The 21,865-nt window shown below is 66.2% G+C and carries 20 protein-coding genes; 12 read left to right on the top strand and 8 right to left on the bottom strand.

The annotated features are described in order from the left end of the window. Positions 1-30: 30 nt before the first annotated feature. The 6 genes from LH128_RS22910 (at position 31) to LH128_RS22885 (ending at position 9,359) form a co-directional block, all read left to right on the top strand. On the top strand, positions 31-864 hold the full coding sequence (locus tag LH128_RS22910; protein ID WP_037520975.1) for a fumarylacetoacetate hydrolase family protein: 834 nt from the start codon (positions 31-33) through the stop codon (positions 862-864). A 44-nt stretch (positions 865-908) separates the two neighbouring features. Further along, positions 909-3,182, top strand: a complete 2,274-nt coding sequence (locus LH128_RS22905) for a TonB-dependent receptor (RefSeq protein WP_008832072.1) — start codon at positions 909-911, stop codon at positions 3,180-3,182. Positions 3,183-3,184: 2 nt separating this feature from the next. Further along, on the top strand, positions 3,185-3,676 hold the full coding sequence (locus tag LH128_RS31560; protein ID WP_008832071.1) for a hypothetical protein: 492 nt from the start codon (positions 3,185-3,187) through the stop codon (positions 3,674-3,676). Continuing rightward, on the top strand, positions 3,673-4,524 hold the full coding sequence (locus LH128_RS22895; RefSeq protein WP_008832070.1) for an alpha/beta hydrolase: 852 nt from the start codon (positions 3,673-3,675) through the stop codon (positions 4,522-4,524). Before LH128_RS31560 ends, LH128_RS22895 begins: the two co-directional genes overlap by 4 nt. A 10-nt stretch (positions 4,525-4,534) precedes the next feature. Beyond that, a complete protein-coding gene (locus tag LH128_RS22890; RefSeq protein WP_008832069.1) occupies positions 4,535-5,851 on the top strand; it encodes a family 1 glycosylhydrolase in 1,317 nt (438 codons plus the stop codon). Between the two features lie 88 nt (positions 5,852-5,939). After that, a complete protein-coding gene (locus tag LH128_RS22885; protein WP_008832068.1) occupies positions 5,940-9,359 on the top strand; it encodes a glycosyl hydrolase in 3,420 nt (1,139 codons plus the stop codon). A 34-nt stretch (positions 9,360-9,393) separates the two neighbouring features. On the opposite strand, the gene LH128_RS22880 is transcribed toward LH128_RS22885, so the two are convergent. The 3 genes from LH128_RS22880 to LH128_RS22870 form a co-directional block, all read right to left on the bottom strand. Beyond that, positions 9,394-10,377 carry an endonuclease/exonuclease/phosphatase family protein gene (locus tag LH128_RS22880; protein ID WP_008832067.1) on the bottom strand — a complete coding sequence of 328 codons (984 nt, stop codon included), beginning with the start codon at positions 10,375-10,377 and terminating at the stop codon, positions 9,394-9,396. A 172-nt stretch (positions 10,378-10,549) separates the two neighbouring features. Continuing rightward, positions 10,550-11,077: a YceD family protein gene (locus tag LH128_RS22875; RefSeq protein ID WP_008832066.1), complete on the bottom strand. Its 528-nt coding sequence runs from the start codon at positions 11,075-11,077 to the stop codon at positions 10,550-10,552. Beyond that, on the bottom strand, positions 11,074-11,601 hold the full coding sequence (locus tag LH128_RS22870) for a ubiquinol-cytochrome C chaperone family protein (protein WP_008832065.1): 528 nt from the start codon (positions 11,599-11,601) through the stop codon (positions 11,074-11,076). The genes LH128_RS22875 and LH128_RS22870 overlap by 4 nt, the downstream gene beginning before the upstream one ends. Before the next feature lie 171 nt (positions 11,602-11,772). On the opposite strand from LH128_RS22870, the gene LH128_RS22865 reads away from it, so the two are divergent. From LH128_RS22865 to LH128_RS22840, 6 genes are all read left to right on the top strand, one after another. Beyond that, positions 11,773-12,261, top strand: coding sequence for an outer membrane protein assembly factor BamE (locus tag LH128_RS22865; protein ID WP_008832064.1), 489 nt, complete (start codon positions 11,773-11,775; stop codon positions 12,259-12,261). Positions 12,262-12,305: 44 nt separating this feature from the next. Continuing rightward, positions 12,306-12,884 carry an ATP-dependent protease subunit HslV gene (gene hslV / locus LH128_RS22860; RefSeq protein ID WP_008832063.1) on the top strand — a complete coding sequence of 193 codons (579 nt, stop codon included), beginning with the start codon at positions 12,306-12,308 and terminating at the stop codon, positions 12,882-12,884. 117 nt (positions 12,885-13,001) lie between these two features. Beyond that, the gene (hslU, locus tag LH128_RS22855; RefSeq protein WP_008832062.1) at positions 13,002-14,300 is read left to right on the top strand and encodes an ATP-dependent protease ATPase subunit HslU; all 1,299 of its coding nucleotides are present in this window, start codon (positions 13,002-13,004) and stop codon (positions 14,298-14,300) included. A 109-nt stretch (positions 14,301-14,409) separates the two neighbouring features. Further along, complete coding sequence (locus LH128_RS22850; protein ID WP_008832061.1) at positions 14,410-14,808, top strand: GFA family protein; 399 nt, start codon at positions 14,410-14,412, stop codon at positions 14,806-14,808. Between the two features lie 17 nt (positions 14,809-14,825). Then, the gene (locus LH128_RS22845; RefSeq protein ID WP_037520970.1) at positions 14,826-15,491 is read left to right on the top strand and encodes a phytanoyl-CoA dioxygenase family protein; all 666 of its coding nucleotides are present in this window, start codon (positions 14,826-14,828) and stop codon (positions 15,489-15,491) included. 24 nt (positions 15,492-15,515) lie between these two features. Then, the gene (locus LH128_RS22840; RefSeq protein WP_008832059.1) at positions 15,516-15,716 is read left to right on the top strand and encodes a DUF1737 domain-containing protein; all 201 of its coding nucleotides are present in this window, start codon (positions 15,516-15,518) and stop codon (positions 15,714-15,716) included. Positions 15,717-15,719: 3 nt separating this feature from the next. Here the strand turns inward: LH128_RS22840 and LH128_RS22835 are convergent, their stop codons facing one another. From LH128_RS22835 to LH128_RS22815, 5 genes are all read right to left on the bottom strand, one after another. Next, positions 15,720-15,905, bottom strand: coding sequence for a hypothetical protein (locus LH128_RS22835; RefSeq protein ID WP_008832058.1), 186 nt, complete (start codon positions 15,903-15,905; stop codon positions 15,720-15,722). 117 nt (positions 15,906-16,022) lie between these two features. After that, positions 16,023-17,843, bottom strand: coding sequence for an ABCB family ABC transporter ATP-binding protein/permease (locus LH128_RS22830; RefSeq protein ID WP_008832057.1), 1,821 nt, complete (start codon positions 17,841-17,843; stop codon positions 16,023-16,025). 76 nt (positions 17,844-17,919) lie between these two features. After that, complete coding sequence (locus tag LH128_RS22825) at positions 17,920-18,843, bottom strand: retroviral-like aspartic protease family protein (protein ID WP_037520963.1); 924 nt, start codon at positions 18,841-18,843, stop codon at positions 17,920-17,922. Positions 18,844-18,940: 97 nt separating this feature from the next. Beyond that, positions 18,941-20,473, bottom strand: a complete 1,533-nt coding sequence (locus tag LH128_RS22820) for an oligosaccharide flippase family protein (RefSeq protein ID WP_008832055.1) — start codon at positions 20,471-20,473, stop codon at positions 18,941-18,943. Between the two features lie 9 nt (positions 20,474-20,482). Next, positions 20,483-21,484 (bottom strand): glycosyltransferase family 2 protein, encoded by a 1,002-nt coding sequence (locus LH128_RS22815; protein ID WP_008832054.1) that lies wholly within the window; start codon positions 21,482-21,484, stop codon positions 20,483-20,485. Between the last annotated feature and the right edge of the window lie 381 nt (positions 21,485-21,865).

The raw sequence follows: 21,865 nt of genomic DNA, 5'->3' as shown, positions 1-21,865 counted from the left end.
GCAGTTCCGGCAGGTCAGGAGAAAACGGACATGACCCAGTATATCAGTTTCCAGCGCCCCGACGGCACCAGCAGCTTTGGCCGTCTCGATGGCGAGACGGTGCTCGATCTCGGCGCACCCGGCGGTGATGCGTGGCTGAAGGACGCGCTCGCGGGCGATCTCTCGGTGCTTGTCGTTACCGGCGAGTTTGCCCGCGCCGCCGTCAGGCTGCTGCCGGTGGTGCCGAACCCCGGCAAGATCCTGTGCGTTGGGCTCAATTACGCCACCCACGTCGCCGAGACCGGGCGCGAGCAGAAGGAGCACCCGGCGATCTTCACCCGCTGGGCCGACAGCCTGATCGCCGACGGCGACGCCATGGTCCGCCCGCTCGAAAGCGAGCGCTTCGACTACGAGGGCGAGCTTGCGGTGATCATCGGCAAGGGCGGACGCCGCATCGCGCCTGAAGATGCGTGGGACCACGTGGCCGGTTACGCGCCGTTCAACGATGGCTCGATCCGCGACTGGCAGCGTCACAACATCCAGTTCACCCCCGGCAAGACCTGGCCCGGCACCGGCGCCTTCGGTCCGCACATGGTCCCGGCGGGTGAAGTCGAGGACATTGCTGCGCAGCGCGTACAGACCCGCGTGAACGGCGAACTGGTACAGGACCAGCCGGTCTCCGACATGATCTGGAATATTCCTACGGTCATCGCTTATTGCTCGACCTTCACCGAACTGCACCCCGGCGACGTCATCGCCAGCGGCACCCCAGGCGGCGTCGGCGACAAGCGCAAGCCCCCGCTCTACCTCAAGGCTGGAGACACCGTCGAAGTCTCGGTCGGCGTGATCGGCACCCTTTCCAACCCCGTCATAGATGAAGCCTGAGCCGCTTCGACCAACCAGATAACAAGTTCAAGGGAGAGACAGACATGACCATTCGCAAGATTGCGCTGCTTTCGGGCATCGCTCTGAGCACCATCGGCGCTCCTGCCCTTGCGCAGGACGCAGGTGCGCCCGCCGACACTTCGACCGCCGACGCCTCGGGCAACGACATCATCGTCACCGCCCAGCGCCGCGCGGAGAAGGTGACCGAGGTGCCGATCTCGATCACCGTCGCCAGCGCGGCCCAGCTCGAGCGTCAGCAGGTGAACACCGTCAACGACCTCGCCCGCATCGCGCCGAGCCTCGAAATCCAGTCGGCACCGGGCCAGAACACCGGCGGCGGCGGATCGATCCGCGGCATCGGCACCCTGACGTTCTCTCCCGGTGCGGTCGCCTCGGTGGGCGTCGTGGTCGATCAGGTGAGCCAGGGCAACGCCAATATCTCGGACCTGTTCGACATCTCCCGCGTCGAGGTGCTGAAGGGCCCGCAAGGCACGCTGTTCGGCCTGACGACCTCTGCGGGCGTCATCAACATCACCACCAATGCGCCCGAATTCGGCGAGTTCTCCGGCCGCGTGCGGACCGAGCTGTCGAACGCCGGGACGGCAGGCGCCAAGTACGGCAACCAGGTCGTGCAAGGCGTCATCAACGTGCCGCTCGCATCCAATGCCGCGATGCGCGTCTCGGGCGTCGCCAACTTGCGCCAGGGCGTCAACCGCAACGCGACGACCGGTGATTATAACAACAACGACCGCTACGGCGTGCGCGGCCGCCTGCTGTGGGAACCGACCGACCGCCTCACCGTCAACCTCATCGGCGACTATTCGCAGACCCGCTACGAGAACGGCGGCGATTTCTTCACTTTCGTCAAGACCAGCGGCCCCGGCTCGTTCCTCGGTGGTGCGGGCTTTGACGCGGTGGGCATCACCGATCGCCTCGCCAGTTGCGGCGTGACCGTGCGGGAGGGCAACCGTGACTACTGCAGCAACAACGACCAGGTCGGCAAGGCGACCAGCTATGGCGGTTCGCTGCAGGTGGACTATGCGGCGGATCCGTTCACGCTGACCTCGATCACCGCCTGGCGCAAGGCGACCGAGACCGGGTACGGTGCGGCGTCCGACGTCTTCCGCGGCTCGCCGCTGGAACTGCAGGTGGCCAACGACCCGGTCGACCGCGACCTCGGCCTGTTCACGCAGGAGTTCCGCGTCAGCTCGGCCGCGGGCTCGCCCATCGAGTATACGGCCGGCGCGTTCTATTCGAGCCAGAAGCAGACCCGCATTCCCGAGATCGTTCGGGTCACGCTGGTCCCGGTTCCGGGCGTCGTGATCCCGATCGTCACATCGACCACGCCCGCGCTGACTATCCGCGACGAATCGCTGGCCTTCTTCGGGCAGGCGACCGGCCACGTTTCGGACAACTTCCGCCTCATCGGCGGCGTACGCTACACGACCGATCGCCTTTCGCTGAACACGGCGACGTCCGAGACCGAAACCTTCCTCGACGTTGCCAAGTGGTCCTGGCGTGCGGGCGCGCAGTACGATCTGACACCGACGATGATGAGCTACGCCACCGTATCGCGCGGGTTCAAGGGCGGTCAGATCGCGGTTCCGGCGGTGGGCGATCCCTCCGTTGTCCAGCCCGAGATCCCGACTTCCTACGAAGCGGGCCTCAAGGCCACGCTGTTCGGCGGCTGGGTGGCCGACCTCAGCGTGTTCTACATGAAGATCCGCAACTTCCAGGCGCAGCAGTGCACGGTCGATGGCAACGGCATCATCTCGTGCGTCCAGACCAACATCAACGGCGTGAAGACGCGCGGCGCCGAGTTGAACTTCTTCGGCAAGGTGACGCCCAACCTATCGCTCAACACCGGCTTCATCTACGCCAAGGCGACTTATCCCGGCGGCTTCGTCGGCACAGACGGGACTGATATCGGCGGCACGCAGCTGGCTAATTCGCCGCGCTACAAGTTCACGCTCTCGGGCGAGTACAAGCAGGACTTCGGCGATACCCTGGCCGGGTTCCTGGCGGTTGACACCGTCTGGAAGTCGCGCGTGCGGTACGAGGCGAACTCGGTGGCGGACACGACTTTCCGCGCCCACTGGATGGTCGGCGGGCGGGTCGGCCTGCGCACGCAGGACCAGCGCTATTCGGTTGCGCTGTTCGTGCGCAACCTGTTCAACGTGCACGAACCCTCGCTGATGCAGAGCGACTTCCCCTACACCAGCACGACGACTGCGGGCGCGAGCGAAGGCAACATCGGCGCGATCTACGGGCCGCAGTCGTTCCGCAACGTCGGCATCAGCCTGGACGCGAAGTTCTGACGATGGCTGTGCCAGCAGGGCCGTCAGGGCCGTCAGGTCTGGACCTTCGGGCGCTGCGTCGCCGCGAACAGGCGATCAGCGCGGTCATCAACGCGGTGCTGAGCGCGGTGTTCTTCGCCATCGTCTTCGGCCTTTCCGCAAGGCCGTTGACGATGGCGGCGCCGGATCGCTTCGCGCTCGATTTCGTGCCGCAAGGGGTGATGGTTTCACTCATGGCTTCGCTGGTGCCGACCTTGCTGGTGCGGGCGAGGCTGCGCGGGATGGGGCTGGCGACGCCCGCAAGCGTTGCGGGGATCGTCCTGCGCGGCGTGGCTTGCGGCGTCGCCTCCGCGCTCGTCCTCGCGGGGTTGGCGCTTTTCGGGCCGCTCCACGAAGTGCCCAGCCATCCGGCACTGGCATTCAAGGTCGTGTACGGCGCGCTGTTGGGGCTTGCCTGTACGCGGCTGGCGGTGTCCTTCCTGTTCGACCGGACGCTGAAGGAGCAGGCTGCGTGACCGATACGATCGCCGAACTCGGAACCCGCCTCGGCCCCGATGTTGTGGGCGCGGTGAGGGCGCTCTATGCGCCCGAGCAGGAGCCCCGCGCCGCCGCGCTTGCCCCTGTCGCAAGCGACTGCGCCTATGGCCCGCATCTGCGCAACCGGCTTGACCTCTATCGCGAGGGGGAGGGCGGGAGGCTGCGCCCGGTGCTGTTGTTCGTCCACGGCGGAGGCTTCCTCGCCGGCGACAAGGGCGGTGACGGGAACGGCAACTGGGCCAACGCCCATCTGGGCCGATGGGCTGCCGCGAACGGGATGCTGGGCGCGGTGATGAACTACCGCCTCGCGCCCGGCGAGGCCTGGCCCGCCGGGGCCGAGGATGTCGCCGCCGCCGTCACATGGCTGCAGGAGCACGCGGCCGAGCACGGCGGCGATCCCGAGCGGATCGTGCTGCTGGGCACCTCCGCCGGTTCGGTTCACATCGCCGGGTTCCTGAAGCTGCGGAGCGACCATGCCGGGATGGTACGCGCCGCCGTCCTGCTCTCGGGCCTTTACGGCTTCACCCCGCTCGATGAGCGCGACATGCTCTACTACGGGCCGCAGGACGCCTACGCCGGACGGATGCCGCGCGAGGCTGTGGTCGAGACCGCGCTCCCCTTGCTGCTCGCTTGTGCCGAGTTCGATCCGCCGCGCTTCCAGGCCGAGTGGGCCGGGCTTCTGCAGGCCCGGTTGGACCGCCACGGCTGCCTGCCGCGCGCGCACTATGCCAGCGGCCACAACCATTACTCGATGGCCATGCACCTCGGCACCGCCGACCGGCGGCTTTCCGACGAAATCCTGACTTTCATCTCCGCGCATTCGTGAGGAAATCCTGATGACCCAGATTGACCGCCGCAGCATGCTCGCCGCCGCCGCCATGATCGCGGCTGCTCCCGCCGTGTCGCGCGCCGCCGCGAAGCGCCCGAGCCCGGCTTTCCCCGCAGGCTTCCTGTGGGGGGCGGCCACCGCGCCGCACCAGATCGAGGGCAACAATGTCGCCTCCGATTTATGGCCGCTGGAGAACCAGCAACCGACGATCTTCGCCCAGCCTTCGGGCGATGCCTGCAACAGCCTGGAACTGTGGGCCAGCGACCTCGACATCGTGAAGTCGCTCGGCCTCACGTCCTATCGCTTCGGCGTGGAGTGGGCGCGGATCGAGCCGGAGAAGGGCCTGTTCTCGCAGGCGATGCTCGATCACTACAAGGCGATCGTCGCGGGCTGCCATGCACGCGGACTGAAGCCGCTGGTGACCTTCAACCACTTCACCGCGCCGCGCTGGTTCAGCGCGCAAGGGGGCTGGACCAACCCGGAATCGGCGCAGCTTTTCGCGCGTTACTGCGACAAGGTGGCCCGCGCGATCGGCGCCGACATCGCCATGGCCATGACACTGAACGAGCCCAACCTGCTGTTGATCCTCAAGCCGATGCTGCCCCCGCCGGTATGGGACATGCAGCGCCAGACCCTTGCCGCCGCCGCCAAGCGCTTCGGCGTGGAGAAGTACGTCTGCGCCAACGTCGCCGCGCTCGAGGACCTCGACGCGATCCAGACCGGGCTGCTGGCCGGACACAAGGCGGCGCGCGCGGCGATCAAGGCGGTGCGTTCGGACCTGCCGGTCGGCCTCACTCTCTCGGTGCTGGACGACCAGGCGGCGGGCCGCAACTCGATCCGCGACAAAGTGCGCGCGGAAACCTACGGGGCCTGGCTGGAAGTGGCGAAAGCCGACGACTTCATCGGCGTGCAGAACTACGAACGCGCGGTGTGGAACGACAAGGGGCGGCTGCCGCATCCCGATGGTGCGGACGTCAACTGGTCGGGCACCGAGGTATGGGCGCCCTCGCTCGCGGGTGCGGTGCGCTACGTCCATGAGGCGACGCGGGTGCCGGTGCTGGTGTCCGAGCACGGCGTCGGCACAGGGGACGACACCTTGCGCGCGCGCTTCATCCCCGCCGCGCTGGAGGGGCTCAAGCAGGCGATCGACGACGGAGTGCCGGTGCTGGGCTACATGCACTGGTCGCTGCTCGATAACTTCGAGTGGATCTTCGGCTACAAGCCTCGCTTCGGCCTGTGCAGCGTCGATCCCGCCACCTTTGCCCGCACGCCCAAGCCAAGTGCTTCGGTGCTCGGCGCGATCGCGCGGCGAAATGCCTTGTAACGCAGGCGGCCGTCACAAATTGGAATCAAGATATAGATCCTGCTGGGCCCCGATGCGGCTCCGCCAGGATAGAGATGGGGAGTATGGAATGCCGGGTCGCCGTTTTCGCGTGATGCTGATGCTCGCTTCGGCTCTGGCCGCACCGCATGCGGTGGCGAAGGAGGAAGCGCCGGTGCAGGCGGCCGCGCCGGTCGAGGCAGGCGATCCTCTGCTCGAAGCGTTCCGCGATCCGCCGAACTCGGCCCGGCCGCGCGTCTGGTGGCACTGGATGAACGGCAACATCACCAAGGACGGCATCGCCAAGGACCTTGCATGGATGAAGCGCGTCGGCATCGGCGGCGCCCAGACTTTCGACGCCAACCTGCAGACGCCGCAAGTTGTGGACCATCGCCTCCTCTACATGACGCCCGAATGGAAGGACGCCTTCCGCTTCGCCGCGCATGAGGCGGACCGGCAGGGGCTGGAACTGGCCATCGCTTCCTCGCCCGGCTGGTCGGAAACCGGCGGGCCATGGGTGCAGCCGCGCGATGGCCTGAAGAAGCTGGTCTGGTCGGAGACGTCCGTAGCGCCGGGCAAGCGCTTCACCGGCAAGCTGGCCGCGCCGCCGCAGACGACCGGGCCTTACCAGAACCTGACCCCGCCGCTGTCGATCGAGGAGATGATCTCCGGCCATCCCGCGCCTCCCGGCCCGAAGTTCTACGGTGAGGTCGGCGTCTTCGCATTCCCGGAGGCGACGCCGGCTGCCCCTGCGCTGGCGCGCGCCTCGGATGGGCTCGGCAATGCGCTGGATGCTGCGGTCCTTGGTGATGCGGACATCGCCACAGGCGTCACGCTGGTGCGCAAGGAGGGCACGGTGCCCGAACTGCGGCTGGACTACGCCCGGCCGACCGAAGTGCGTTCGGCGACACTCTATATCCCCGATGTGGTCGTGCCCTTTGCCGGGGCGGCCTTCATGGCGGCGCTCGAGGCCAGCACGGACGGCGCCGTCTGGACCCCGATCACCACGTTGACGCTCGGCGCGGTGCCGACCACGGCGAGCTTCCCGGCTGTCACCGCCGCGCATTTCCGCGTGGTGCTCAATCCGCGCAAGCCTGATGGCGGGCTTGGCTCACCGGCTCCGGGCACGGCGATGGCAGGCCTGTTCGACGGCGTCGGCGCGATGATGGCAAAGAAGCCGCTCGTCGTCGGCACTTTCGCACTGGGCGCCGGGAGCAAGGTCGACCGCTTCGAGACCAAGTCCGGCTTCATAATGAGCCGCGACTACTACGCGCTCGGTGCACCGGCCGACGCGGCAAGCGGCGTGGAGCCTGCCAGGGTCGTCGACCTCACCGGCAGGCTGCGGCCCGACGGCTCCCTCGACTGGCAGGCCCCGGCGCTCCCCAAGGGGCAGCACTGGCGCGTCCTGCGCATGGGCTATTCGCTGCTCGGCACGACCAACCATCCCGCCCCGCCTGAAGCAACCGGGCTGGAGGTGGACAAGTTCGACGGCGCGGCGGTGCGCCGGTATCTCGACCACTACATCGGCATGTACAAGGACGCCGCCGGTGCCGACATGGTCGGCAAGCGCGGCGTGCGCGCGCTGCTGACGGACTCCATCGAAGTCGGCGAGGCGAACTGGACGCCCCGGATGATCGAGCAGTTCCAGAACCTGCGCGGCTACGATCCGCGTCCCTGGCTGCCCGCGCTCACCGGCACGCTGGTGGGCACGCGTGCGCAGTCGGACAAGTTCCTCTACGACTATCGCCGCACCCTGGCCGATCTCCTCGCCAGCGAGCATTACGGCACCGTCGCCAAGGCCGCCCACGAGAACGGCCTGATCGTCTACGGCGAGGCGCTGGAGGACAAGCGCCCGATGCTGGGCGACGACATGACCATGCGCAAGGCGACCGACGTGCCGATGGCGGCGATGTGGACTTTCGGCAAGGACGACGGCCCGCGCCAGACGCTGATCGCCGACATGAAGGGCGCGGCATCGGTGGCGCATCTCTATGGGCAGAACCTTGTCGCGGCGGAATCGATGACGGCCTCGATGGCGCCCTGGGCCTTCGCGCCCAAGGACCTGAAGCGCTTCATCGACATGGAATTCGTCAATGGCGTCAACCGGCCGGTGGTCCATACCTCGGTCCATGTCCCGGTCGACGACAAGAAGCCGGGCCTCTCGCTGTTCATCTTCGGCCAGTACTTCAACCGCATGGAAAGCTGGGGCGAGATGGCCAAGCCCTGGGTCGACTACATCGCGCGGTCCTCGCTGCTGCTGCAGACCGGGCGAAACGTCGCCGATATCGCCTACTTCTACGGCGAAGAAGCGCCGCTGACCGGGCTTTACGGCGACAAGCCGGTGGCCGACGCCCCGGTCGCCCATGCCTATGACTTCCTCAGCTTCGATGCGCTCGACACCTTGCTGAAGAACGACGGTGCCGACCTCGTCGCGCCCAGCGGTGCGCGTTACAAGGCGATCTACCTCGGCGGCTCCTCGCAGCGCATGAGCCTCGCCGCGCTGCGCAAACTGGCGACGCTCGTCGAGGGCGGAGCAACCGTCATCGGCAACGCACCGGTCGCGACGCCGGGCATGGACGGGCGGGGGCAGGGCAGCGATGCCGAGTGGTCCGCTCTCGTCGCCAGGTTGTGGCCCGGCGCGGGCGCGGCGCGGGTCGGGCAGGGGCGGGTCATCCCCGGCAGCGACGTCGAAGCTGCGCTCAAGACGATCGGCACCGCGCCGGACTTTACGTTCACCGGAGCCGCAGCCGGCGTGAAGATCCCCTTCGTCCACCGCCGGGATAGAACCGGTGACATCTATTATCTCAGCAACCCGCAGGACAGCGCCCAAACCGTCGAGGCCCATTTCCGCGTGACCGGCAAGGTCCCCCGCCTGTGGCACCCGGAAACGGGCGAAAGCGAGGCCGTCAGCTATCGCATCGAAGGCGGCGAGACGGTAGTGCCGCTCTCGTTGGTGGCGGGCGATGCGGTCTTCGTGGTGTTTCACGAGAATGCAACCGCGCGCTCCCTGGACGTGCCGGCCGCTACTGCGACGACGCTGGCCACGTTCGACGACGGATGGACCGTGCGCTTCCAGCAAGATCGCGGCGCACCTGCCTCGATCCGACTGACGACACTCGCGCCGCTGGACCGCAATGCCGATCCGTCGATCCGGTATTTCTCGGGCGAGGCGACCTATACGCGCAGCTTCGTGCTGCCCAAGGGCGCCAGGCCGGGGCGTCCGCTGCTGCTAGACCTCGGGGAGGTCGGCGATCTGGCGCAAGTCACCATCAATGGGCGCGACGTAGGGTCGGTGTGGCACGCGCCTTACCGCATCGATGTCGGCGGTGCGCTCAGGAAAGGTGCGAACACGATCGAGGTCAAGGTCGCGAACTTGTGGGTCAACCGCCTGATCGGCGACCAGCAGCCCGGCGCGAAGCCGATCACCTGGACGGCGATGCCGACGTACCGCCCCGATGCACCGCTGCGACCCTCGGGATTGATCGGACCTGTCACCCTGCTCGGCAAATGACGCGTATGGATGCATTTCTTTCGCAGTGACGCGTTCACGAGAGCTTGTAGTGCGCCACGTAGCCGAGGTGGTCGGAAAACGCGTCCTTGCCCGTGCCCTCGCCCAGCGGGACCTCCAGGCTGCGCAGGCGCAGCAGTCCGCGATGATAGAGCTTGTCCTTGTTGCGTTCGCGAATGGCGGCAAGGTCGCGCTGCTGATCCGGCGGGCCGTCGGCGGTCTCCGCCGCGTCCTGCCCGCCCGCGATCAGTTCGCGGGTGGCGGCGATTCGCTCCGCATCGTCGCCGATGTTGAAGTCGCCGCCCAGTATGAGGTCCGCGTGCGGATCCACCTGCCTGCGCAGGAAGGTGCGCATGGCTTCGACCTGGCGCGTGAAGGCAACGTTGGCGCGGGCGACCGGCACGCCGGATGCCTTGCGGGAATTGAGATGCGTGTCGGCGACGGCGACCGGCTCGGCGCGCCCTGGCACCGCGATCCACGCGATGACGACGCCTTTGCTGGCCAGGCAGTCGAACCCGGCGCACATCGCCTCGGGGAAGACCATGCGGCTGGCCTTCACGATCGGATGGTCGGACAGGATGACCAGCCCGCTATCGACCTGCGGGCCGACCGCTTCGCCCCGGCTCCAGGAAGCGTTCTGCACGAAGGTATCGGGCTGTGCGACATCGCGGGGCGCATCCTTGACGCCGGGGCCGAGCAGAACATGGGCATAGCCCGCCCGCCGGGCGATGGCCTTGGCCTCCGGGATGAAGGCCTCCTGCAACAGGATGACGTCCGGCTGGCGTCCTTCGCGGCGCAGCTTGCGGAGCCGGTTGCCGATTTCACCGAGCGCCTCGGCCCGGCCATAGGCGAGCGGGAAGGGCAGGCCCTTCACGTTATAGGTCATTACCGAAAGCGTTCCGTCGTCCCGCACCGAGCTGGCGAATGGGCGTTCGGGCGCCGCCGCCGGAGACGGCTTCGACAAGTTGAGCACGACGACCGCAGCGGCCGTCGCAAGCGACATCTTCGTCAGGCTCTTCATGCGACGCGTTCCCCCCGAACTTTTCGCAACGTGGTCCTGACGGCGCCACTAGGCGCGCCGTGTGAAACTGGCGTTGCGGTTCGGTGAAGGCTGCGTGACGGTGGGATTCAGAGTGGGACGCTGCGACCCTCGATCGTAATCACGAATTGACCGCAGCAGAGGCTGTCGCTTTCTAGTCGCCGCCCAGCTTCAGGCCCTTGAGCGCTGCGAAAGGGCCGCTGTCCTCGGGCGTGCCGATGCCCGCCGCCTTGCGTGCCGCGTCGGCCTGCGGTCCGGTCAGGAACGGATCTATGGCGAGGGCAAGGCTCTGTGCAACCGCCTCGCCGATGTCGATGTGGGCGCCTTCATACTCGATTTCGTCGAGTTCGTCGGCGGTCAGCTCGATTTCCTCGTCGGGCGCATAACCTGTCGCCATCGGCACGAAGCGGAAGAACAGCGCCTCGTCGATCGATACGGGGATATCCTCGGCGGAGACGGCGCAGGGCTGCACGATCTCGGCCTTGAGGGTGCCACGCGCCTCGATGCGGAAGCCGCCTTCGCGCTCCGAAGTCGAGAGGTCGAGTTCGGCGACGAGTTCGTCGATCCGCACAAGCAGAAAGCGTTCGGTGAGCGCGGCCCGCTCGGCTTCGTTGGGCGAGAGGCGGACGTGTTTGCCTTCGATCTGGCGCACGTCCAGCAGGCGGGAGAATTCAGGGGTCATCGCGCGATCCTAGCAGCAAGCAGGTCTTCGTTGGAGAGGGCATCGATCTGCGCGTGAAGCGCGCGAACGCGGGCGGCGAGGCGCGCGGTGTCGGCGCCTTCCACCAGCGTGACGTTGCGCTCCAGCGCGGCGGCGAGCGCGGCGTCGTCCTGTGGGAGCGCATCGCGCAGGGCACCGATCCGGCCGCCCAGCACGCTCATCAGCTTGCCCATGCGCTTGCCGACGACGAGATCGCCGACGCCCGACTGGCGCAGCTGGCCGTCCATGTCGTCCACGAACAGCTCGGTCAGCCGCACCGAGGGGTTGATCAGCGTATCGTCGGTTTCCTTGTCCCGCTCGGCACGCAACATGACGAGCGCCATCACCAGCGTCACCGCATCGAAACGGCCGGGCACGGTGTCGGCGACGCCGCACTCGGCATACCATGCCTTTTCGCGCGCGATTTCGACCACGCGATGCCACAGCGGCCGCACGGCTTCGCGCGAATCGGGGCCTTTGCCGAGGAGGCGGGAGATCAGGGACACGATGGCTACGGGCCTTTCTTCGAGGATATCCGTTAAGGGGCAATTCAACCGGTCTGCCCCAACGCCCATTGCGCGGGCGCTTGTGGGGCCTTAAGGCCGTCTGGCGATATATGGGTATGGACGCTGCTGGCAATGCCTGTGGTTTCCGTTCCTGCGGTTTGGAGTGTTGAAATGCGCAAGGTGGGTCTCAAGGTGGCAGCGGCAGGCATTGCGCTGGCGGTCGCCACTCTGGTCGGCGGCTGCACGTCGATCCGCGACCATCGCGGTTACATGATCGACCAGTCGCTGCTCGATTCGGTGCAGCCCGGCATCGACAACCGCATGTCGGTGGAAAAGACGCTCGGCCGCCCGACCTTCGAGAGCCAGTTCGGGAGCAAGGACTGGTACTATGTGTCGCAGCAAGTGAAGACCCCGCCGTTCCGCAAGCCGCGCACCGACAGCCAGACGGTGCTGCGGGTGCGCTTCGATGCGGCGAATAACGTCGTCGGCGTCGACAAGCGCGGCGCGGAGCAGGTTGCGCGGATCGATCCGGACGGTCACGTCACGCCCACGCTCGGCCGTCATCGCAACCTGTTCGAGGACCTGTTCGGCAACATCGGCGCGGTCGGTGCGGGCGGCATGGGCCAGACGCCGCAAGGCCCCGGCCCGAACGGCAGTTAATCTACCGTCTTGAACCATCCGGAGCGTGGCATATATCCGCGCTCATGAACAACGACGGGGCGAGCCACGGCCTCATTCAGTGGCACGGAACGACCATCATCGGCGTACGCAAGGGCGGCAAGACCGTCATCGCTGGCGATGGTCAGGTTTCCATGGGCAACACGGTGATGAAGCCGAACGCCCGCAAGGTCCGGCGCATCGGAGAAGGCGGCAAGGTCATCGCCGGCTTCGCGGGCGCCACTGCCGACGCATTCACTCTCTTCGAGCGCCTCGAACGCAAGCTGGAGCAGTATCGCGGCCAGCTTATGCGCGCGGCCGTCGAACTCGCCAAGGACTGGCGCACCGACAAGTACCTGCGCAACCTCGAGGCGCTGATGATCGTCGCCGATGCCGACACCCTGCTGGTGCTCACCGGCAACGGCGACGTGCTGGAGCCCGAGGGCGCGGCCGGGGGCGACAGCCAGATCACCGCGATCGGTTCGGGCGGCAACTATGCGCTTGCCGCCGCCCGCGCGATCGATGCCTATGAGACTGACGCCGAGACGATCGCGCGCAAGGCCATGCAGGTCGCCGCCGATATCTGCGTCTTCACCAACGATCGCGTGACGGTCGAGACCGTCTGACCGTTTCCCCCCTCCCGCTTGCGGGAGGGGCCGGGGGTGGGCCGTTTGCCACTGCCGGATGAACCCACCCGGTTTACGATTTTGGCCCTCCCGCAAACGGAAGGGCGGAGAAAGAAAATGAACGACAATCTCACGCCCAAGGCGATCGTCGCCGCGCTCGACGCGCACATCGTTGGCCAGACCGAGGCCAAGAAGGCCGTCGCCGTCGCGCTGCGCAACCGCTGGCGTCGCCAGCGCCTGGGCGCCGACCTGCGGGACGAGGTGACGCCCAAGAACATCCTGATGATCGGTCCGACGGGCTGCGGCAAGACCGAGATCAGCCGCCGTCTCGCCAAGCTGGCCGAAGCGCCCTTCGTCAAGGTGGAAGCCACCAAGTTCACCGAGGTCGGCTACGTCGGCCGCGACGTCGAGCAGATCGCCCGCGATCTCGTCGAGGAAGCGATCCGCATCGAGAAGGAGCGCCGCCGCGAATCCGTGCGCGAGGCGGCGAGCAAGGCGGCGATGGACCGGCTGCTCAATGCCCTCGTCGGCGATGGCGCCTCGGAGGCGACGCGCGCCGCCTTCCACCAGCGCATCACCGAAAACGCCATGAACGACACCGAGGTGGAGATCGAGGTGGAGGATGCGCCCTCCGGCCCGATGGAAATTCCCGGCATGGGCGGCTCGGTCGGCATGATCAATCTCGGCGACATCATGGGCAAGCTGGGCGGCCAGCGCATGAAGCGCCGCAAGATGAAGGTGCCCGACGCCTGGGACAAGCTGGTCGACGAGGAATCGGAAAAGCGGCTCGATCAGGATGACGTCGCCCGCGTGGCGCTCGCCAATGCCGAGCACAACGGCATCGTCTTCCTCGACGAGATCGACAAGATCGCCGTCTCGGACGTGCGCGGCGGTTCGGTCAGCCGCGAAGGCGTGCAGCGCGACCTGCTGCCGCTGATCGAGGGCACCACGGTCGCCACCAAGTACGGCCCGATGAAGACCGACCACGTCCTGTTCATCGCCAGCGGCGCCTTCCACGTCGCCAAGCCGAGCGACATGCTGCCCGAACTGCAGGGACGCCTGCCGATCCGCGTCGAACTCAAGGCGCTGACCGAGGCGGATTTCGTGCGCATCCTGTCGGAAACGCGCGCCAACCTCATCGCGCAGTACAAGGCGCTGCTCGGCACCGAGCAGGTCACGGTCGAGGTCACTGCCGACGCCATCGACGAGATCGCCAAGATCGCCGCGCAAGTGAACGAGAGCGTCGAGAACATCGGCGCCCGCCGCCTGCAGACGGTGATGGAAAAGCTGCTTGAGGAACTCAGCTTTGAGGCCGAGGACCGCAATGGCGAGACGGTGACGATCGACCGCACTTACGTGCAGGACAAGCTGTCCGGCCTCGCGGGCAACGCGGATCTGTCGAAGTACATTCTCTGACGGTAGCGCCGAAACGGACTTGAAAGGGCGCGGGCAGCATGTCCGCGCCCTTTTTGTTCCTTGAATGTTCCGGCGAAAGGGGTAGCTTGCTTGGCGAAGGAGAATCGCCATGAAGCTCGAAGGTGGATGCCAGTGCGGCGCGATGCGCTACAGCGTTGAGGGACAGCCGCAGCATGTCGCGCTGTGTCACTGCGCCGATTGCCAGAAGTCCTCCGGAGCGCCGACCGTCGCGTGGGCGGCTTATGCAGCCGATGAGTTCGCGGTGACTGCAGGAAAGCCTTCGTCATACAGCTCCAACGGTGACGCAGTCCGCCACTTCTGCCCGACGTGCGGATCGGGGCTCTATTACGTCAACGAAGCGGTGCTGCCCGGACTGGTGGATATTCAGGTGGTCACACTGGACGATCCCGGGGCATTGCAGCCGCAAGCCCAGATCCAGGTCGCCGAACGCGTCGGTTGGATGAAGGATGCTGCAAGCCTGCCTGAGTTCGAGCGTTATCCGGGGTGATCGCGTCCTGTGCTGTGGTGGACCTCGAACTGGAACGCGATGGCGCGGTGTGCCATCCGGGGCTTGCTGCGCCGATGCTGGCGGACTTGCACCGTATCCTCGCGCGAATGCCGGACGGCCGGGCAGGGCTGCGCATTTCGGATGATCCGGAGCTTGGGTTCATGCTCGGTGAGGGCGGGCCGGTCGGCGCGGTGGCCAAGACCCTATTGGGGGCCGGCGTCCAGCCGGTTCGTGTAGTGCTGTTCGATAAGAACGATGCGGCGGGGTGGGTACTTGGCTGGCATCAGGATCGAACTATCACGGTGCGCCAGAGGATGGATGTGTCCGGCTTCGGCCCCTGGACCGTCAAACAGGGTATAGTCCATGTCGAACCGCCGTTTTCGGTAATCGATGAAATGCTGACTGTGCGCATCCATATCGACCCGGTGGACGATGAAAAAGCGCCTCTGCTTGTCGCTCTGGGCTCACATCGACTTGGGCGGATACCCGCGCCAGCCGTGGAGCAGATTGCGCAGGGTCTGCAGAAGCATGTCTGTCTGGCGGATGCTGGAGACGTCTGGTTCTATCGGACACCTATCCTGCATGCCTCGAATGCCGCACGTCCGGGCCGCAGGAGGAGGGTTTTGCAGGTCGATTATGCGATCGGGGCTTTGCCGTCCGGTCTGGAGTGGCTAGGCATCTGATATCGGATCACAAGAGTGCCCAGCATGTACCAGACCCCGGAAGATCGTCCTGTATACCGCCTGCTCACGGGAGCGGACGACCGCGCTTTCTGTGAGCGCGTGTCGGAAGCGCTGGCGCAGGGCTGGCGGCTCTACGGCTCGCCGTCATTGTCGTGGGATACGGCGGAAAATTGCATGAAGGCGGCCCAGGCCGTCGTCTGGCACGAGGCCGACGTCGTCAGGTAACGTTCAGCGCGTCGGCCGGCTGACGCTGGCGGCGTGGACGATGTGGGCTGCCTGCCCGGTCGCGGTGTAAGTCTTGGTGGCTAGCTCGACTTGCGCCCGGGCGGGCATGGACGGCAGGGCAAGCGGAATCGCTGCGAGCGGCGTTGTCGCCAGGACGATTACGCCGATACCCGCAAAACCCGATCTCATCGAACCACGTCTCCTGCACCAACTCTTCCTGACGAACTGGTGACGGTTCAAAGGGTTCCGTAACGGCCGAGCGCCGCCCACCAACTTTCGCTGTGCGTGCCTTTGTGATGGCGGCGGTCATTCGGCCGCTTCGTTCATGGCCTCCGCCTCGGCGGCCTGGCGCGTCCACATTTCGGCGTAGAGGCCGTCGCGGCGCAGCAGTTCGGAATGGGTGCCGCTCTCGGCCAGCTTCCCTTCGTTGAGGACGAGGATGCGATCGGCGTCCGCAATGGTCGAGAGGCGGTGCGCGATCGATAGCGAAGTGCGATGCTCGGCCACGCGGTGCAAGGTGGCGAGGATATCCTGCTCGGTCCGGGTGTCGAGCGCACTGGTCGCCTCGTCGAGAATCAGGATCGGCGGATTCTTGACCAGTGTTCGCGCGATTGCGACGCGCTGCTTCTCGCCGCCCGAGAGCTTGAGGCCGCGTTCGCCGACTTCGGTTTCGAAACCCTGCGGCAGCCGGTCGATCAGGCCCATCAGCGCGGCGCCGCGTGCTGCCGTCTCGATTTCGTGAGCCTCGGCACCATCGCGACCGTAGCCGATGTTGTAGCCGATCGTGTCGTTGAACAGCACCGAGTCCTGCGGGACGATGCCTATCGCGGCCCGCAAGCTGGTCTGTGCGACTTGCCGGATATCCTGGCCGTCGATCAGGATACGGCCCGAAAGCGGATCGTAGAAGCGATAGAGCAGCCGCGCGATCGTCGATTTGCCCGCGCCGGAAGGGCCGACGATGGCGAACGCCTGTCCCGCAGGCACCTCGAACGACAGGCCATGCAGGATGATGCGATCCGGTTCGTAGCCGAAGACGACGTCGTCGAAAACGATGGACGGCCGGCGAATGACCAGCGCGGGCGCTCCGGGAGCGTCGGGCACTTCGACCGGGGTGTCGAGCAGGCGAAACATCTCCGCCATGTCGATAAGGCCCTGCCGGATCGTGCGATAGACCATGCCGAGCATGTCGAGTGGCCGGAACAGCTGCGTAAGGTAGGTCTGCACGAAGACCAACTGGCCCGCCGTATAATTGCCGCGCCACCAGCCGTAGACCGTCCACGCAAGAGCGCCCGCCATGAGCAGGTTCACCACCACGCCTTGCGCGATGTTGAGCATGCCGAGCGAGTTTTCGCTCTTCACGGCAGCAACGGCATAAGCCCGGGTCGCCTGCGCGTAGCGCTCCTCCTCGCGCTTCTCGGCGGAAAAGTACTTCACCGTCTCGTAGTTCAGCAGCGAATCGACGGCGCGGGCGAGGGCCTGTCCGTCGAGCCGGTTCATCTGCTCGCGCAGCGCCGTCCGCCACTCGGTGATGACGCGCGTGACCCAGATGTAGGCGGCGATGGCGAGCGCCGTCGCAGCGACCAGGCCGGGGCCGAAATTGACCCAGAAGATCACGCCCACCACCAGCAATTGCAGGATCGTGGGGGCAATGTTGAACAGCATGAAATAGAGCATCGTGTCGATGCTCTTGGTCCCGCGTTCGATGGTCTTGGTCACCTCGCCGGTGCGACGGGCGAGGTGAAAGCGCAGCGAAAGGCGGTGCAACTGGCCGAACACGTTCTCCGCCAGTTCGCGCGTCGCGTCCTGCCCGACCTTCTCGAACACGATGTTGCGCAAGTTGTCGAAGCCGGTCTGCGCCAGCCGTCCGGCCGAATAGCCAAGCACCATAAGCATGGTCAGTTGGACCAGCTTTGGCCCGGTCGTGCCCATCAGGTCGACCGCCCACTTCATCATGTAAGGCAGCACCAGCTGCGTCGCCGTGGACAGCACGATGAATACACAAGCCCAGACGATCCGCCAGCGCAGTGCCGGATTGTCGCGTGGCCACAGGTACGGCATGAAGCGCAGGAGGGTGCGCCAGCCATCGTGGCGGGCATTGGAATCGCGGACGGCGGTATCGGGAGGCATGGGCGCTATTTAGGGGTTCGATGGCATGAAACAATCCGGCAATGCGCTGCGGCTTGGCTGAAAGTGTGAGAGCGGATCAGGGCGTCCCGACCAGATCGAACGACACCTTGCGCTTCGTGAAGTCGATGGCGACCCGCTTGAAGGCCCGCAACTCGCGCATTCCGAGGAACATCGCCGGCTTGCGCCCGAGCTTCAGTTCGCCGAAAGCGGGGGCGTCGGCATAGGCGATCACGACGTTGGTGACGCCGATCCCGCCCAGTTCCAGCTTGTCAGCCACGCCGAGATCGACGGCAAGTTCCTGACCGGTAACACTCGATACCGATCCCTTGAGCATCGCTTGTCGCCGCTTTTTCGTCAGCGCGTCCTGCAAGGCGCGGTTGCCGATCGTTCCGCTGGCACCGGTGTCGATGATGACGTCGGTGCGGACGCCATCGACCAGTGCATCGGTGAGGATAAGGCGGCCGGACCGTTGCTTGGCGCGCACGACAATCTCGAAGCCGCGCGCGCCGCCGGTCTCCGCCATGTCGCCGATGGCGATGGTGTTGCGCGCGAAATCGAGCAGGACACGCTGGTGCTGCAGGCTGTCAGTGCCGAGAATGCCGTCGGCGCCCATGTTTGCACGCTCGAGCAGAGGTACGGTCAGGTCGTAGAAGGCCCGGGGGCCGACCGTGATCGACTCGACCCGGGCTGTGGCGACGTCGTGCGCCCCGGCTATTCCGACCACGCGCACTTGCGGTCCCTGCACCAGCCCAAGCGCTCCCGCCAACGTGGTGGAAACGACCGTGCGCTGAGACCCGGTGTCGATGAGGAAGCGATAGGGGCCGACCCCGTGGACGGCGACCGCCACCGTCATGCGCAAGTGGGCGTCTGCATCGCCTTGCACCACGTCGCCCTGCGGCGCCTCGCCGGGCTGCGCCGCCTGCGAGATCGGGGCAGGGGTCGCCCCGAGGATAACGGGATTGGCGATCAGCATCGCCAGCGCCATGCTCATTCCCGACATCGCATCCTCCCCGCGGAGTACATGCTCCGCGTTTCCTTGCTTGCCGATCAGCCTATCATGATGTTGCGTGGAACTCTATGTGAAACAGCAATGTGTTTCAGCCTTGGCTCGGTCGCAGTCGCACGCGGATTGGTCCGAGCACGTGGCCGACCATGCCCGCGATATCGTCGCGTGCGGGGTGCCGCACCAGCGCGATGGCGGCAGCCCACGCGAGCACCGACGCCGTGCCCGTGATCACCAGGCCGACGAAGCCGAGCGTTGCCGGCGATCTCCATACGGTGACGGCATAAATAGCTGGAGCCATCGTCACTACCGCGACGAGGGCGCTCGATACATAGACCCGCAGGGTGGCACGCCACCGGAAGCCGATCAGCCTCTGCAGCCAGAACGCGTAGAGGAAGAACCACCCGAGCCCGTAGACGAGCCGCGAGGCGGCGGCGGCCTCCACGCCGATCGCCGCACCGGCCGCCAGGGTGGCGACCGAAAGCGCCGTATCGGCCAGATTGAACCAGAGCAGGCTCCTCAAGCGTCCCAGCAGGATCGGCAGGTCCATATGCAGCGGCAGGGCAACGAAACAGCACTCGGCCAGCGCGACCAGGGCGAGCAGTGGCGCCGCCTCGGCCCAGCCCGGGCCATAGAGCAACAGGATAACCGGCTCGCTTAAGACCGCGAGCAGCGCCATCGCGGGCCAGACGATCGCGCCATGTGCCGCGACTACGCGCTCGTAGTAGGGGCCAAGGTCCTTGCCCTCGTCCCGCAGCCGCGCGAACGTGGGATAATAGATCGAACTTACCGCTCCCGCGACGAGGTAATGGAGCTGCGTGGCCAGCGCGACACCCCGGCTGAACAGGCCCGCCGCCGTCATCCCCTGCATCCGCCCGACGATGAGGTCGGGCGTGCGCATGCCGATCCCTCCGGAGAGGTAGAGCAGCGCGCTGCCGGAGCCGAAGCTGATGATCTCGCGCGCCCGCTCGCGCCGCACGCGAAGGCTCGGCGGGGTCGGGCGCAGGAACTGAGCGGCGACGGCTCGCGCGCCGGCCTGTGCGATCATCGCCCAGGCCAGCGAGGTCGCCGAAAATCCCAGCGCCGCCAACGTCAATGCGCAGGCGCTGTTCGTCACCGATCCGGTCGCGTTGACGATGAACGTGCCCCTGAAGTCGAGCCGCCGCGACAGCAGTGCCACCGGAACGATGCTCCAGGGATTGAGCAGGTAGGACGCCGCGATCAGCCCAAGTATGGGAAACAGCTTCGGCTCTGCATAGAAGCGCGAAACCGGCCATGCGATCGCCATGATCAGGGCGGCGAGCAGGAACGAGAAGCCTGCCGCGATCACGGTGCAATGCCGTACGGTATCCTCGTCCGCAGTGGGATGGCGACCGAGATAGCGGGTGAGGCCGAAGTCCTGGATCACCGACAGGATCATCGCAGCTGCCAACGCCACCGAGAACAGCCCGATCTCCTCGGGCTTCAGGAAGAAGCGCGAGACGATGACCGAGGTTGCGAACTGGAGCACGAATTGCGTGTACTGGCTTGCCGCCGCCCAGAGCGCCGCGGACTTGACGCTGCCGGTTCCCCGGCCTGCGTCAATCGCGCTGGTTTCGGCGGGCTGCGTTTCGATATCGATCGACATGAGCGACGATCAGGCCGAGGTCGAGGTGGTCAGCGTGGCGGCGAGGCGCAGTGCACGCACCGGCTCCCCGAAACGCACCAGCCGGGCCACGGTGCGCCACATGCCGTCACGGCGTCCGCCATCGCGCAAATGGCTCACCAGAAGGTCGAAGCCTTCGTCGCGCATCGCGCTTGCCGAATAGAGCAGGCCCAGCGCAACCTGCTCGCGGACCTGACGGGAAATACCCGGCCGGCCGAACAGCGAGTCCAGTTCGTCGATCGGCGGCAGTCGGTCGAGGGCGGCCGTCGGGTCCGGGCGTCCGGCCCTGCGTTCGCGCCAGGCGACTTGCGCCACGGCGGTACCTATCTGCTGTTCGGTGGCGTGACGGGACGAAACCTGTCCGGGATAGCGCCGATACCGAAGCAGGCGCTCGGGGATATTGCCCAGCCTGGTCACGCTCGAAAGCCGCAGCCACAGGTCTAGGTCCTCGCAATGCCTGAATGCGGCGTGATATCCGCCGACCGAGCGCACGACGTCGCGGCGATACATCGCGGCAGGGTGGCAAATCAGTTGCCCTCCGACCTCGATGGCGCCGAGCAGTTCCTCATGGGTTTCGGGATGATCGGCACCGGAGCGGACAAGTTTCTCACTATCCTCGCCGATGTCTTCGCTCCAGCTGCCAACGACGCCATAGTCCGGATGGTTCGCCAGGAAGGCGATTTGTCTGCCGAAGCGATCCGGCCTGCAAATGTCGTCGGCGTCCATGCGGGCGATGATCGGCGCTCGGGCGGTCTCGATCATCTCGTTGAGGCTGGCCACGAGACCGCGATTTTCCCGAACGATCGGCCGGATGCGCGAATCTTTCCCGGCGTATTCCCGCAGCATGGCGGCCGACCCGTCGCTGGACCCGTCATCGACGATGAGGAATTCGAAATCGCTGAAATCTTGCGCCAGCACGCTTTCGATTGCGGACGCAAGAAAGCGCTCGCCGTTGAAGACGCTCATGGCCACGCTGATCGCCGGTGTCGGCATGTAGGTAACAGGTTCCTCGCTGTGTGTTGCGGCGCAAGCGCGTTTGCACGTTGGGCCTTATGCGCAGCGCGGTAAAGAAAGCGTGTGGAATGCGAAAAGCCGGCGAGGGCACGGTTGGCCCGAAGGTGGCCATATCCTTGGAGGCCGTGATTGGCGGGCGATCGTTTGTTGAAAACATTTTTGAAAATTGGCTGTTGACCGAATCAGAAGCCCCCCTTAGAGGCCGCTTCACCGCAGCGGAGCACGCTTCTGCTACGGTCGCCAACACAGACGGACAGCTAGTTCCCCCGATCGCAAGAACGAGGGACGCTTGGTTGTCCGGCTTTACTGTTCGGCGGGTCTGGCCCGCAAGGCTGGTTCGTTCTTTGACATTGTAGGTTT

The sequence above is a fragment of the Sphingomonas sp. LH128 genome (assembly GCF_000293195.2).
Lineage (GTDB): Bacteria > Pseudomonadota > Alphaproteobacteria > Sphingomonadales > Sphingomonadaceae > Novosphingobium > Novosphingobium resinovorum_A.
The sequence above is the reverse complement of the archived record's forward strand: the minus strand, read 5'-3'. Positions and strand labels throughout refer to the sequence as shown.

What these genes read in the sequence shown, in the direction of transcription:
- LH128_RS22825 (WP_037520963.1), bottom strand. Translation starts at nt 18,843, where the DNA reads ATGTCGGGAATGAGCATGGCGCTGGCGATGCTGATCGCCAATCCCGTT.
- LH128_RS22880 (WP_008832067.1), bottom strand. Translation starts at nt 10,377, where the DNA reads ATGAAGAGCCTGACGAAGATGTCGCTTGCGACGGCCGCTGCGGTCGTC.
- LH128_RS22885 (WP_008832068.1), top strand. Translation starts at nt 5,940, where the DNA reads ATGCCGGGTCGCCGTTTTCGCGTGATGCTGATGCTCGCTTCGGCTCTG.
- LH128_RS31560 (WP_008832071.1), top strand. Translation starts at nt 3,185, where the DNA reads ATGGCTGTGCCAGCAGGGCCGTCAGGGCCGTCAGGTCTGGACCTTCGG.
- LH128_RS22840 (WP_008832059.1), top strand. Translation starts at nt 15,516, where the DNA reads ATGTACCAGACCCCGGAAGATCGTCCTGTATACCGCCTGCTCACGGGA.
- LH128_RS22815 (WP_008832054.1), bottom strand. Translation starts at nt 21,484, where the DNA reads ATGCCGACACCGGCGATCAGCGTGGCCATGAGCGTCTTCAACGGCGAG.
- LH128_RS22850 (WP_008832061.1), top strand. Translation starts at nt 14,410, where the DNA reads ATGAAGCTCGAAGGTGGATGCCAGTGCGGCGCGATGCGCTACAGCGTT.
- LH128_RS22865 (WP_008832064.1), top strand. Translation starts at nt 11,773, where the DNA reads ATGCGCAAGGTGGGTCTCAAGGTGGCAGCGGCAGGCATTGCGCTGGCG.
- LH128_RS22910 (WP_037520975.1), top strand. Translation starts at nt 31, where the DNA reads ATGACCCAGTATATCAGTTTCCAGCGCCCCGACGGCACCAGCAGCTTT.
- hslV (WP_008832063.1), top strand. Translation starts at nt 12,306, where the DNA reads ATGAACAACGACGGGGCGAGCCACGGCCTCATTCAGTGGCACGGAACG.
- hslU (WP_008832062.1), top strand. Translation starts at nt 13,002, where the DNA reads ATGAACGACAATCTCACGCCCAAGGCGATCGTCGCCGCGCTCGACGCG.
- LH128_RS22820 (WP_008832055.1), bottom strand. Translation starts at nt 20,473, where the DNA reads ATGTCGATCGATATCGAAACGCAGCCCGCCGAAACCAGCGCGATTGAC.
- LH128_RS22835 (WP_008832058.1), bottom strand. Translation starts at nt 15,905, where the DNA reads ATGAGATCGGGTTTTGCGGGTATCGGCGTAATCGTCCTGGCGACAACG.
- LH128_RS22905 (WP_008832072.1), top strand. Translation starts at nt 909, where the DNA reads ATGACCATTCGCAAGATTGCGCTGCTTTCGGGCATCGCTCTGAGCACC.
- LH128_RS22875 (WP_008832066.1), bottom strand. Translation starts at nt 11,077, where the DNA reads ATGACCCCTGAATTCTCCCGCCTGCTGGACGTGCGCCAGATCGAAGGC.
- LH128_RS22830 (WP_008832057.1), bottom strand. Translation starts at nt 17,843, where the DNA reads ATGCCTCCCGATACCGCCGTCCGCGATTCCAATGCCCGCCACGATGGC.
- LH128_RS22890 (WP_008832069.1), top strand. Translation starts at nt 4,535, where the DNA reads ATGACCCAGATTGACCGCCGCAGCATGCTCGCCGCCGCCGCCATGATC.